The organism is Streptomyces sp. CBMA291, from assembly GCF_014596525.1.
In the GTDB taxonomy this organism is placed as follows: Bacteria; Actinomycetota; Actinomycetes; order Streptomycetales; family Streptomycetaceae; genus Streptomyces.
Map to the genome: position 1 here is coordinate 1 of NZ_MSJP01000050.1, position 12,009 is coordinate 12,009.

Sequence of the window (12,009 nt, forward strand, 5' to 3'; positions counted from 1 at the left end):
GGCCCCCGGGTCGCCGACACCCGCGCCGCGCTCGCCGTCGGCCGGGGCGCCGACGCGGGCCCGGCCACCGGCTGGATCCGGCCGCCCGGCGCGGGTCCGCACGGCGCGGACCACGGTTCGTACGCCGGGGAGCCCGGCCCGCCGCCCGGCGCCCGCCCGGTCGGCGTCCCCGCACCCGGCCCCGTGCCCGAGCCCGCCCTGCCGGAGCCGGGGCACTGGCGGCCCTGGCGCTTCCGTATGTCCAACGACGTGTGGGGCACCCCTGTCGTCGACGGCGACCTGCTGTACGTGACCTCTTTCGAGGTACACGCCCTGGACATCGGAAGCGGTCGCCGTCAGTTCAAGACGCGGGACGTGGCCTGGTCGATGGCGGTCGCCGGAGGCCGTATCCATGCCTCCGACGGACCCACGCTCTATGCCCTCGACGCCACCGACGGCGGCGAGCGCTGGCGGCTGCACACGGACGCCTGGGTGTACTCGCTCCGGGTCGACCGGGGCACGGTCGTCACCGGTACGCGCGGGGGCGGGGTGCAGGGCTGGGAGGCCTCCAACGGCGCCAAGCTGTGGGAGATCACCGGCGCCCAGACCGACTTCGAGACCGCGGAGGCGGGGCCCGCCGTGCACGGCGACACCGTGTACGTGTGGCGGGACGCCCGGCTCCAGGCACTCGACGCCCGCACGGGAGTGGAGCGCTGGTCGTACCCGGTCGGCGACGCCGCCTCCTGCGCCAACGTGCCGGTCCGGGTCGCCCCCGCCGAGGACGGCTGTGTGTACGTGACCGCCGGGACCCGGGTCCTGTCCGTCGACATCGCCTCAGGGCACGTCCGCTGGCACTTCGAGGCGCCCGCCGTCTTCCTCTCGCCGCCCACGTTCGCGCCCGGCCCGGCGGTCACCGGCGGCGGGGTCTACCTCACCGACCACCTCGGCACGGTGTACGCGCTCGACGCCACCACCGGCCAGGACCGCTGGCGGATCGCGACCGAGCCCCGGCAGTCGACCGAGCCGGTGCTGGTCGCCGACGGCAATGTGCACGTCGGCAGCGGCAGCGCGCTCTACACCCTCGACGCGGTCACCGGCACACCCCGCTGGCGCTTCGCGGCGGGCGGCGAACTCGTCGGCTCCCCGGTCGTCGCCGACGGGCGGGTCCACTTCGGCTCCGCCGACCACGTCCTCTACACCCTGGACGCGACCGGCGGACAACTGCGCTGGAAGCTGGCGACCGGCGGCGAGATCACCGGCTCGCCGGTGGCCAGGGGCGGGGTCGTGTACGCGTGCAGCAAGGACCGCTGCGTGTACGCGCTCGACGCGGTCAAGGGCACGGCGACGGGCCGGGGTTCCGGTACGCGATAGAGCGACGCGCCCGACGGCCGGGGACCCGCCGTCCGGGGAGCGGCCCCTCGGGGCCGGCCCTCCGGGCGGCGGCCCACCCGCGGGTTCGCGAGGGTGTCTCCGGATGTCGGCAGATGGGTGGTTGGTCGTTCGCCGACGCTTCGACCCGCCGCGCCCGACCGGCCAGGGATCAGGTCAGGTCAGATCAGGGCAGGTCCGCTCGTGGGTGGGTGGGACGGTGGTTCGGTGACGTCCCGGAGGAAGCTCCGGAGTGCTTCGCGCAGGGCGCCGGGCTGTTCCAGATGGAGGTCGTGTCCCGCGCCCGGAACGCTCAGGGCCACCGTCTCGGGGCGCTGCCGGAGCATGCGTCCGGAATCCTCCGGCGTGACGATGCCGGACTGGCCGAGGACGACCAGGGTCGGGCAGACGACACGGGCCCACTCGTCCCAGTAGGCGCGCCGGGCGTTCTCCGCCAGGGAGTCGACCATCACGTCACGGTCGAAGCGCGGCCACCATCCGCCGTCGCGTTCCTCAAGCCCCGCGGCCCAGCCCTCGCCGACCGGGCCGCCGCCGAGGAACTCCACCGCCGCCTCCCTCGAAGGAAAGGGCGTCGGCCACGAGTCGAACCACGAGCCGATCCCGGCGACGACCTCCGGACTCGACCCGCCGGGACCGGCTTCGACCAGGACGAGCGCGCGGACGAGACCGGGGTGCGCCGCGGCGGCGAGCATCGCCGTGAGGCCGCCGAGCGACTGGCCGACGAGTACCGCCCGCCCAAGCTCCAGCTGTTCCACGACGGCGACGACATCCGCGACGTACGCGGCACGTGAGCGGTCACGGGGGCGCCGCTCGCTGGCTCCGTGCCCACGCTGGTCCACGGCGACGACGCGATGCCGGGCGCGGAGGTGTGCGGCTGCCGTGTCCCACTCGCCCGCGTGGCCGGCCAGCCCGTGCAGCAGGACGACGGGTGGACCCGACCCGCCCCAGTCGCGGCAGGAGATGCGCACACCGTCGCGCACCACGGTGCGCTCGAACCACGTCATGGGGATCCCGCCTGGGTCGGTGAGGCGCTGGAAGGTGGTCGCCAGGGTCGCCAGGACCCGTTCGAAGCCCTGTTTGTACCAGGCCGCACCCCGCTCGGGGAAGGCGTCTGCGTCGGGAGCGGGCGGGCGGCACGGCCATCGCCTTCGAGCGGCGGGGCGCGGGCCCGTACGCCCGGCCCGAGAGGAGTTCGGGACCGTGACGGCCGTCGTGCCAGGCACGGAAGGGGCTCCGGACGGCGGCCGCCGCTCCGATGAGAGCCGGGACCGGGCCGACCACGTTCCCGGTCGTCGCCGCGGCCTCCCTCGCGGGACGGCTCTCGCTCCCGACGCTACGCCGGGTGCGCGGGCCCCGCCAGATGGCCCATCCCCTAGGGTGGCGCGCACACGACATCGAACGGGGGAACGAGAGTGGTACGTACGCGCTTGAAACTGGCGGTCACGCTCACGGTGGTGGTCCTGGCGCTGACCGGCTTCCAGACCGGGAGCCACAGCGGCGGCGGCAAGAGCAGGAGCCGGGGCCACTCCTCGCACCACGACTCGGGCGGCGGCTGCTCCAGCGACGAGAAGCGCAACGACGACTACGGCGGCTCCGGTTCCGGCACGACGGCGCCCACGCCCACCCCGTCCCCCGCGTCGGCGGAGGTCGTGGTCGTCGACTGCGTGAAGCCCGAGACGAAGAAGCTCAAGGGGAAACCGGCCCGCCGGGCGGACACCACGGCCACCCTGGAGATCACCTCCAAGGTCTGGGACACCACGACCTTCCGCGTCACCCTGGAGTTCAAGAGCGCCTCGGGCTCGGCGGTCGACTCGGCGGAGACCCTGGTCACGGTCGACGGCCGGGCGAAGAAGCGCTTCGAGATCGCGATGAAGAAGCCGAAGACCGTCGGCCAGGTGCGGAACTGCTGGGTGTACGACGTACGGGTGGAGCGGTAGGCCCACGGGTGGGAGCGGTAGCCCGCGGGTGGAGCGGCAGGCCGGGCCCCGGTGCCGCGCCCGCCGCTCACCGCACCCGGTACTCCTTCCGCCTCCCCCCGAACAGTTCCGCCTGCCGGTCCGAGGGCAGGTTGCCCAGGGCGATCAGATGCGGGGCGTGGGCCAGGGCCTGCGAGCGGGCCGCTTCCTGGACGGACCACAGGGCGCGGACCGTGCCCTGGACGGCCTCCGTGGGGTGGGCGGCCACGACGGCTGCGGCGCGGAGGGCGGCGGACAGGGCGTCACCGGGGGCGGTGAGTTCGGAGACCAGGCCGGTCTCGTACGCCCGGCGGGCGGAGATCCGTTCCGCGCCGCCCATGAGCGCCATCCGGGCGGCCTCCCCGTGGGGCATCCGCAGGGCCATGTGGACGGTCTCGAAGGCGCTGACCATCCCGTAGGTGGTGTGCGGGTCGAAGAAGACGGCGCTCTCCCCGGCGATCAGGAACTCGGCCTCGCCCAGCAGATAGAAGGCGCCGCCGCAGGCCGGCCCCTCGACGGCGGCGATCACCGGTTTCCACAGGTCGTTCGCCTTGGGGCCGATCGCGAGGAGGGGATCGTCGATCGTGTACGGGGACGAGGGCTGGGGCACGTTCCCCGCGTCGGTCCGGTCGATCCCGGTGCAGAACGCGCGTCCGCCGGCCCCGGTCAGCACGATCGCGCGGACCTCGTCCTCATGGCGGAACGCGCGCCAGAGCGCGCCGAGTTCGCGGGCCATCGCCAGGGTGATCGCGTTGTGCCGCTCCGGCCGGTCGAGGGTGACGACCGCGACCCCGGTCGCCGCGTCCCGCTCGACCCGGACGCTCATCCGCGCTCCAGGAGCCAGCGGGGGACGGTGAGACCGCCGGTCTCGGTGAAGGCCACCCGCACGGGCGCCCCGATGCGCAGCCGCGCCGGGTCGACCGAGTCGAGCGGGGCGTCGGGGGCGGCGACGACGTTCCCGACGAGCCGGACGCGAGGGGCGTCGAGCAGCTCCACGAGCACCGCGTTGTACGGGGCTTGGGCCGCGTAGGCGGGCAGCAGGGGCGGATGGGGCAGGACGTACGACCAGATCCGGCCACGCCCCGACATCCGGCGCCACTCGCTCGCGAAGGAGCGGCAGTGGGGGCAGCAGGGGCGGGGCGGGAAGCGGGGCTCCGCGCAGTCGGCGCAGAACTGCACGCGCAGCTCGCCCCGGGCCGCGTACTCCCAGAAGGGGGCGCCGTCCTCGTCGACGACGGGCGTCAGGAGGGACGGGAGGGGGCCGTCGGCGGTGGGCGCGGACGGCCCGGGGGCGGCGGGGTCGAGGCCGGGTTCGGGTGACACGGGGGCGGTGGCGTCGAAGCCGGGTCCGGGTGACACGGGGGCGGTGGCGTCGGGTTCGGTGGCGGGTGGCGGCATCGTCTCTCAGCTCCTCAGCAGGATCGCCGATGTGGGGACGCCCTCGCCCGCCGTGACCAGGCAGGTGGCGGCGCCGGGGACCTGGGCGGTGGAGACGCCCCTGAGCTGCTTCACGCCCTCGTTGACGAGGTTGAAGCCGTGTACGTACGCCTCGGAGAGCCCGCCGCCGCCGGTGTTCAGGGGGAGCCGGCCGCCGATCTCCAGGGCGCCGCCCTCGGTGAAGGCGGCTCCCTCGCCGCGCCCGCAGAAGCCGTAGCCTTCGAGGGAGAGCGGGACGAGCGGGGTGAAGGCGTCGTAGATCTGGGCGACATCGACGTCATCGGGCCCGAAGTCGGCTTGTTTCCACAGGTGCCGGGCGGCGGTCCAGGCGGGGCCCGAGAGCGGGTCGTCGTTCCAGTAGTTGACCATGCCGTGGTGCTGGGAGGGCAGCCCCTGCGCGGCGGCGTGCACGTAGACCGGCTTGTGGCGGCAGTCGCGGGCCCGTTCGGCGCTCACGATCACACAGGCGAGGGCGCCGTCCGTCTCCAGGCAGTTGTCGAAGAGGCAGAGGGGTTCGCTGATCCAGCGGGAGGTCATGTACATCTCCCGGGTCAGCGGCCGCTCGTACATGATCGCGTCGGGGTTCTGGTTGGCCCGGTTGCGGCAGGCCAGGGCCACGTTGAAGAGGTGGTCCCGGGTGGCTCCGTACTCGTGCATGTAGCGGCGGGCGAGCATGCCGATCTCGTCGGCGGGGCGCAGGAGCCCGAAGGGGCGGGTCCACTGGCCGGGGGTGGGCAGCTGCGCGGCGGTGTTCTTCCAGGGGCGCGGCCCGCTGCCCCGCTTGCGGGAGCGCCAGGCCACGCCGACGTTCGCCTGGCCGGCGGCGATGGCGGCGGCGAGGTGCCCGACGGTGGCGCAGGAACCCCCGCCGCCGTAGCCGACCTTGGAGAAGAAGGTGACGTCCCCGGCGCCGATGGACTTGGCCAGCTCGACCTCGTCGGTCTCCTCCATCGTGTACGAGGCGAAGGCGTCGACCTCGCCGGGGTCGATCCCGGCGTCGTCCAGGGCGGCGAGCACCGCCCGGCAGGCGAGGGCCTTCTCCGTCTCGGGGAGCCGTTTCGAGAAGGCGGTCTGTCCGATGCCGACGATGGCCGTGGCGTCCTTGAGCAAGGCAACCTCCCCATGGGGCCGAGATGCTGACAGTGCGTCAGGTTACAACTAATCTGACGAACAGTCAGTTGGTGGGACGGTGGAGGTGGAGATGCGCGGAGACCTGGAGTGGGGCACGATCCCCGGACTCGTCCGGACGGCGGCCGAGCGGTACGGCCCACGGGAGGCCGTCGTCGACGGACGCGTCCGCGTCACCTACGCCGAACTCGGCGCACGCGTCGAGCGGGCCGCCGCCGCCTGCCTCGCCACCGGACTCCGGACCGGGGACCGGGCCGCGATCTGGGCCCCCAACACCCTCGAATGGATCGTCGCCGCCCTCGGCGCGGTCACCGCCGGAGCCGTCCTCGTCCCCCTCAACACACGCTTCAAGGGCGCCGAGGCCGCCTCCGTGCTCCAGCGCTCCCGGGCCCGGCTGCTCTTCGTCACCGGCACCTTCCTCGGCACCTCGTACGTGGCCTCGCTGCGCCGCTCCGGGGCCGACCTGCCGGACCTGGAGACGGTCGTCGTCCTCGGCGACACCGCGCCCGAGGAGTGGACCACCTGGAAGGAGTTCCTCGCCGGGGGAGACACCGTCCCGCCCGCCCGGGTCCACGAGCGCGCCGCCGCTCTCGACCCGCACGCCCCCTCCGACATCGTCTACACCTCCGGCACCACCGGCCGGCCCAAGGGCGCCGTCATCAGCCATGCGCAGAGCCTGCGCTGCTACGCGATCTGGTCCGCGCTCGCCGGGCTCCGCGAGGGCGACCGCTATCTCGTGGTCAACCCCTTCTTCCACACCTTCGGCTACAAGGCGGGCGTCCTCGCCTGCCTCATGCGGGGCGCGGTGATCGTCCCGCAGTCCGTCTTCACGGCGGAGGCGGCCCTCGCCCACATCTCCGCCGAACGCATCACCGTCCTGCCGGGCCCGCCCACCCTCCACCAGTCGCTCCTGGACCACCCGGCCCGTGCGGTCCACGACCTGTCCTCGCTCCGGCTCGTGGTGACCGGCGCCGCCGTCGTCCCGCTCCGGCTCGTCGAACGCCTCCGCACCGAGCTGGGCGTCGGCACGGTCCTCACCGCGTACGGCCTCTCCGAGGCGAGCGGCATCGTCACCATGTGCCGCCGCGACGACCCGGACGAGACCGTCGCCACCACCTCGGGCCGCCCCATCCCCGGCACCGAACTGCGCCTCTCCGCGACGGGGGAGATCCTGGTCAGGGGCCACCATGTGATGCGCGGTTACTTCGAGGACGAGGAGGCGACGGCGGCGGCGGTCGACGCGGACGGCTGGCTGCACACCGGGGACGTCGGCGAACTCGACGAGGCGGGCAACCTGCGGATCACCGACCGGCTCAAGGACATGTACATCGTCGGCGGCTTCAACGCCTACCCGGCCGAGATCGAACAGCTCCTCGGCCTCCACCCCGACCTCGCGGACGTGGCCGTCGTCGGCGTCCCCGATCCCCGGCTCGGCGAGGTCGGCAAGGCGTTCGCGGTCCGCCGCCCCGGCGCCCGGCTCACCGCCGACGACTTGATCGCCTGGGCCCGCCGCGCGATGGCCAACTACAAGGTCCCCCGCGAGGTCGTGTTCGTCCCCGCCCTCCCGAGAAACGCGAGCGGCAAGGTCCTCAAGGGCGAACTGCGGGCGCGCCGGGAGGAGTGACCCTCCCCTCGGGGGCGCACGCCGGAGGGGACCGGCCTCCGTCGCGCGCGTGGAGGGCCGAACCTCCGTGCGGGCGTACGCCGGAGAGGCCCCGTACCTCCGGATTGCCCTCGCGTACGCCGGAGGGGCCGTACCTCCGGATTCCCCTCGCGCGCACGCCGGAGGGGCCGGGCTGCTGCCCGGCCCCTCCTGTGCGGTGGTCCGATCGCGTCGCGCACGGCCCTTCCGGAACCGATCCCCCCGGTTCCGTCCCGGAATCCCCCGGGCCCGTGTGCTCCCCCGTCGACCGGACCTCCCTGGTCGGCCCCGGCGACTCCCCCGAAGTCGTCGCCGCGGCCTATCCCCGTCGGGAGTGGCTTCAGTCGACCGGCTTGACGTCGTGCTTCTCGCCGTCCTGGCCGGTCACCTTCTCGGCGATCGCGGCGAGCGCGGGCTCCGAGGTGGCGTGCATGTCCTTCGTGGCGATCGCGTGCTCTTCCGTCCCCGTGATCTTCGCGGTGATCGCGTCGAGCGCGGGCTCCGAAGTGGCGTGCATGTCCTTGGTGGCGATGTCCTGCGTGATCGGGTCGGTCATGCTCGTCAACTCCTGCGTGTGATATCCGAGAGATGAGGAGATTCGTCCGGCCGTTCCCCCGTGGACGACCGGACGAATCTCCGGGGCCGATCACCTTAGACGCAGGTGTCGTGGCCCTCATCGGCGACCCGTCTGCCCCCCGACGCGGCGGATCGTCATGGGAAGAGCATGCCGGGTGGCGATAAACGAACGATGAACGCACAGGCCACACGGACGGTACGGGCCGGGTGACCCCACCGGGCCCACCCGGATCGGGCCCCTTCTCCCCAGGGACAAGCAGGGAGAACGCCCCTGCGAGGGCCCCGGCCCCGGTCCAGGACGGCTCCGCCCCGCAGGGGCGTACGTGGCCGAGACCGGTCCCCTGGGACGGCAGGGGCTACGGGGGCACGGGGGCGTACGGGGCGGGGCCCCGGCCCCGGGGGTCACCCCGCAGCCCGCTCCCTCACGCCGCGTTCGCCGGGAACAGCAGTGCCCGTACCTCCGCCGCCTCCGGGACTCCCAGTTCCTCGTAGATGCCGAGCGCCTCCCGCCAGCAGACCAGCGCCCGGCCGGTCTGTCCGATGCCGAAGAGCGCCCGGCCGAGCACCGTCAGGACGTTCCCGCGCCGCCACTCGCCCCCGATCCCGCGCAGCACCGTGAGCGCCATCTCCGCGCCCGCCGCCGCCTGCGCGTGCCGGTGACCTGCGAGGTCCACCTCCGAGAGGCGGAAGAGGGTCATCCCCTCCCAGAGCCGCTGCCGGCTGTCGGCGAAGACGCCGAGCGCCTCCCGCAGTTGCTCGCCCGCGGCGGCCAGCTGGTTGTCCTGGGTGAGGGCGAGCCCCAGCGCGTACCGCCCGTTGGCGCCGCGCAGCGCGTGCCCCATCGCGTCGTAGATCGCGGTGCCCTGCCGGGCCAGCGCTATGGCGCTCGACGTGCGGTCGGTGGCCAGGTGGATACGGGAGAGGTTGCACAGCGCGCTCGCCTCGCCCGGCTGGTCCCCGATCCCCCGGAACCGCTCGATGGCCTCGGTGAAGCACCGCTCGCCCTCCGTGAAGCGGTTCTGGTAGAGCGCGATGATGCCCCGCGCGTTCGCCGACCAGCAGGCGGGGACGGGGTCGCCCGCCCGCTCCGCGTGCGGCAGCGCCCGCTCGGCGTCGTGGTCGGCCTCCTTGAAGCGGCCCGCCGTGTGGTGGACCCCGGCGAGGACCATGAACGCGCGGCCCCCGGCCCGGTCGTCGCCGAGCGCCCGCGCGGCGTCGCGGACCACGGCCCCCGTCGCCTCGAACTCGCGCGAGTTCGCCCCCGATTCGCCCAGGTCGAGCGCGGCCCACAGCAGGTCCACGCCCCGCCGCAGGGTCCCGGGGGCCGTCGCGGCCTGCCGGACGCAGGCGAGCAGGCAGTTGGCCTCCGCGTACAGCCAGTCCTGGGCCGCGTGGCGGTCGGTGAAGGTGAGGCCCTCGTGGGTGGTGGGCTCCAGGTGGTCGACGAGCTTGTCGCCGGGGCGCTCGATGGCGTAGACCCGCGCCGCCGTCGACAGATAGAAGTCGAGGAGCCGGGAGAGCGCCGCCGCCTTCTCGGAGGGCGGCTGCTCGTCGCGGTCGGCGCACGCGCGCGCGTACAGCCGGACCAGATCGTGGTACCGGTACCGGCCGGGCGCCGCCGACTCCACCAGGGAGGTGTCCACGAGGGCTTCGAGCAGGTCCTCCGTGTCCCACAGCGGCAGATCGAGGACGGCCGCCGCAGCCGCGAGCGACATGTCCGGTCCGTCGGCGAGGCCGAGCAGCCGGAACGCGCGGGCCTGCGCCGGTTCCAGCTGTCCGTAGCCCAGCTCGAAGGTGGCCTTCACCGCCAGGTCGCCCGCCTGGAGTTCGTCGAGGCGCCGCCGCTCGTCCGCCAGCTTGGCCGCGAGCACGGAGACCGTCCAGGTCCTGCGGGCCGCGAGCCGGGAGGCCGCGATCCGGATGGCGAGCGGCAGGAACCCGCAGGCGCCGACCACGTCGAGGGCCGCCTCCCGCTCGGAGCGCACCCGCTCCTCGCCGACGATCCGGGTGAAGAGCTGAAGGGCCTCGTCCGGGGACATCACGTCCAGGTCCACCAGATGGGCGCCGGCCAGGTCGACCATCCGGATACGGCTGGTGACCAGGGCCGCGCAGCCCGCCGTGCCGGGCAGCAGCGGGCGGATCTGGGCCGCGTCCCTGGCGTTGTCCAGGAGGACCAGGACCCGGCGCCCGTCGAGCGTCGAGCGGTAGAGCGCCGCCCGGTCCTCAAGGGATTCGGGCACGGCGGAGTCCGGGGTGCCGAGCGCGCGCAGGAAGGAGCCGAGGACGGTCTCCGGGGACGCGGCGGCCGAACCGGCGCCCTGGAGGTCCACGTACAGCTGTCCGTCGGGGAAGTGCGGCCGGGCCTCGTGGGCGACGTGCACGGCCAGGGTCGTCTTGCCGACGCCCCCGATGCCCGCGAGCGCCGACACGGCCATGACGTGCCCCTCGGCGCCCGCGAGCCGGGTGCTCAGCTCCCGTACGAAGGCGGCGCGGCCGGTGAAGTCGGGGACGGTCGCCGGGAGCTGCGCGGGCCGGGCGACGGGCGCCGCCGCCGGGGCCGCCTCCTCGACGGGCCGGGCCAGTTCGGCGTCGGCCTGGAGGATGCGCTGCTGGAGCCGGGAGAGTTCGGGGGTCGGGTCGACGCCCAGCTCCTCGGCGAGCAGACGGCGGGTGTCGGCGTACACGGCGAGCGCCTCGGCCTGCCGTCCGCTGCGGTACAGGGCCAGCATGAGCAGTTCCCGCAGCCGCTCGCGCAGCGGCTGCGCGGCGGTGAGCGCGGTCAGCTCGGAGACGGCCTCGGCGTGCGCGCCGATCTCCAGGTCGATGTCGAGCCGGGACTCAAGGAGCGTCAGCCGCCATTCCTCCAGGCGGGTCCGCTGGGTCTCGGCGTACGGGCCCGGTACGGAGGCCAGCACCTCGCCGTCCCACAGGTCGAGGGCGGTGGCGAGCCGGTTTCGGGCCGCCGCCCGGTCCCCGGCGGCCCGCAGCTTCTCGGCCTCGGCGGCGAGTTCCTGGGCGTCGGTGACGTCGAGGGCGGCGGCGGAGGTCCGCAGGGCGTAGCCCCCGGACTCGCTGACCAGGACCTCGGGCCCGAGGGCCTTGCGGAGCCGGGAGGCATACGTCCGGACGGCCGCGAGGGCCTGCGAGGGCGACTCCTCGCCCCAGAGGGCGTCGATCAGCTCGGCGGCGGTGGCGGTCCGCCCGCCGCGCAGCAACAGGGCGGCGAGCAGGGCACGCTGCTGCGGGGACCCGGTGGACACGGACGCGTCCCCGCGCCAGGCCCGGACGGGCCCGAGCACGGAGAACCGGAGGAGAGCGGGGACGACGGGGCTCTCCGTGGGGTTCTCCGTGGGGTTCACCCTGGGGCTCTCGGTGGCGCGCTCGACGGCGGCGGGGGCTGTGGCGACAGCCTCATCCGGCGCACTGGCCTCATCCGGCGCACCAGCCGCAACCGGCGCATCAGCCTCATCCAGCACACCAGCCACAACCGGCACACCGGCCTCATCCAAGACACGGGCCCCATCCGCGACACCAGTCCCGTTCGGCGCACCGGCCCCGCCCGGGGCAGCGGTCCCATCCGAGACAGCACCCGTCCCGCGCTTACCACCCTTCACCTCGGCGTCATCCCCGGCATGGCCGGAATGCGACCCCGTACCGGCCTTGTCGGCCGCCTCGTGCGCCGGGGCCGCCGCGCCCGTCCTCGGAGCCCGCTGCACCGGAACTCGCGGCCCGTTCTCACGGTCCATCGCTCCCCCTGCCGTACCGCAACCGCTGGTTTAGCCCTGCACAGTCTGCCTTGTCCGGAGGGGGTGCGTCAGCATCAGGTCAGCCTTACCGGGGCCGGATGCGGGGGAGTACGGGAGCCCGGCGAGGCCGTCCGCGGGGTCGGTGAAGGCCCCGTCG

At 74.3% G+C, this 12,009-nt stretch carries 9 protein-coding genes; 3 read left to right on the forward strand and 6 right to left on the reverse strand.

What is annotated here, in order from left to right; translation table 11 throughout:
* Nucleotides 1-1,350 (forward strand): PQQ-binding-like beta-propeller repeat protein (locus tag BU197_RS13485; RefSeq protein ID WP_188268495.1); only part of this gene is annotated, 1,350 nt, incomplete at its 5' end.
* Nucleotides 1,351-1,529: 179 nt separating this feature from the next.
* Here BU197_RS13485 and BU197_RS13490 read toward each other — a convergent pair.
* A complete protein-coding gene (locus BU197_RS13490; RefSeq protein ID WP_188268496.1) occupies nt 1,530-2,372 on the reverse strand; it encodes an alpha/beta fold hydrolase in 843 nt (280 codons plus the stop codon).
* A 423-nt stretch (nt 2,373-2,795) separates the two neighbouring features.
* Between BU197_RS13490 and BU197_RS13495 the strand changes: the two genes are divergently transcribed.
* Nucleotides 2,796-3,305, forward strand: coding sequence for a hypothetical protein (locus BU197_RS13495; protein ID WP_223182819.1), 510 nt, complete (start codon nt 2,796-2,798; stop codon nt 3,303-3,305).
* Between the two features lie 67 nt (nt 3,306-3,372).
* Here BU197_RS13495 and BU197_RS13500 read toward each other — a convergent pair whose 3' ends face one another.
* The 3 genes from BU197_RS13500 to BU197_RS13510 all read right to left on the reverse strand — a co-directional run bounded on the left by BU197_RS13500 (nt 3,373) and on the right by BU197_RS13510 (nt 5,870).
* The gene (locus tag BU197_RS13500; protein ID WP_188268498.1) at nt 3,373-4,149 is read right to left on the reverse strand and encodes an enoyl-CoA hydratase/isomerase family protein; all 777 of its coding nucleotides are present in this window, start codon (nt 4,147-4,149) and stop codon (nt 3,373-3,375) included.
* Nucleotides 4,146-4,568: a Zn-ribbon domain-containing OB-fold protein gene (locus BU197_RS13505; protein WP_223182830.1), complete on the reverse strand. Its 423-nt coding sequence runs from the start codon at nt 4,566-4,568 to the stop codon at nt 4,146-4,148. The genes BU197_RS13500 and BU197_RS13505 overlap by 4 nt, the downstream gene beginning before the upstream one ends.
* A gap of 159 nt (nt 4,569-4,727) precedes the next feature.
* The gene (locus BU197_RS13510) at nt 4,728-5,870 is read right to left on the reverse strand and encodes a lipid-transfer protein (protein WP_188268500.1); all 1,143 of its coding nucleotides are present in this window, start codon (nt 5,868-5,870) and stop codon (nt 4,728-4,730) included.
* A gap of 91 nt (nt 5,871-5,961) precedes the next feature.
* Here BU197_RS13510 and BU197_RS13515 point away from each other — a divergent pair, with 91 nt between their 5' ends.
* On the forward strand, nt 5,962-7,512 hold the full coding sequence (locus BU197_RS13515) for a FadD3 family acyl-CoA ligase (RefSeq protein WP_188268501.1): 1,551 nt from the start codon (nt 5,962-5,964) through the stop codon (nt 7,510-7,512).
* A 358-nt stretch (nt 7,513-7,870) separates the two neighbouring features.
* Here BU197_RS13515 and BU197_RS13520 read toward each other — a convergent pair whose 3' ends face one another.
* Together BU197_RS13520 and BU197_RS13525 are read right to left on the reverse strand one after the other, a co-directional pair.
* Nucleotides 7,871-8,086, reverse strand: coding sequence for a hypothetical protein (locus BU197_RS13520; protein ID WP_188268502.1), 216 nt, complete (start codon nt 8,084-8,086; stop codon nt 7,871-7,873).
* Between the two features lie 442 nt (nt 8,087-8,528).
* On the reverse strand, nt 8,529-11,465 hold the full coding sequence (locus tag BU197_RS13525; RefSeq protein ID WP_188268503.1) for a BTAD domain-containing putative transcriptional regulator: 2,937 nt from the start codon (nt 11,463-11,465) through the stop codon (nt 8,529-8,531).
* Between the last annotated feature and the right edge of the window lie 544 nt (nt 11,466-12,009).

Excerpts from the sequence above, each read along its gene's own strand:
- BU197_RS13490 (WP_188268496.1), bottom strand. The coding sequence starts at position 2,372 with ATGACGTGGTTCGAGCGCACCGTGGTGCGCGACGGTGTGCGCATCTCC.
- BU197_RS13500 (WP_188268498.1), bottom strand. The coding sequence starts at position 4,149 with ATGAGCGTCCGGGTCGAGCGGGACGCGGCGACCGGGGTCGCGGTCGTC.
- BU197_RS13515 (WP_188268501.1), top strand. The coding sequence starts at position 5,962 with ATGCGCGGAGACCTGGAGTGGGGCACGATCCCCGGACTCGTCCGGACG.
- BU197_RS13520 (WP_188268502.1), bottom strand. The coding sequence starts at position 8,086 with ATGACCGACCCGATCACGCAGGACATCGCCACCAAGGACATGCACGCC.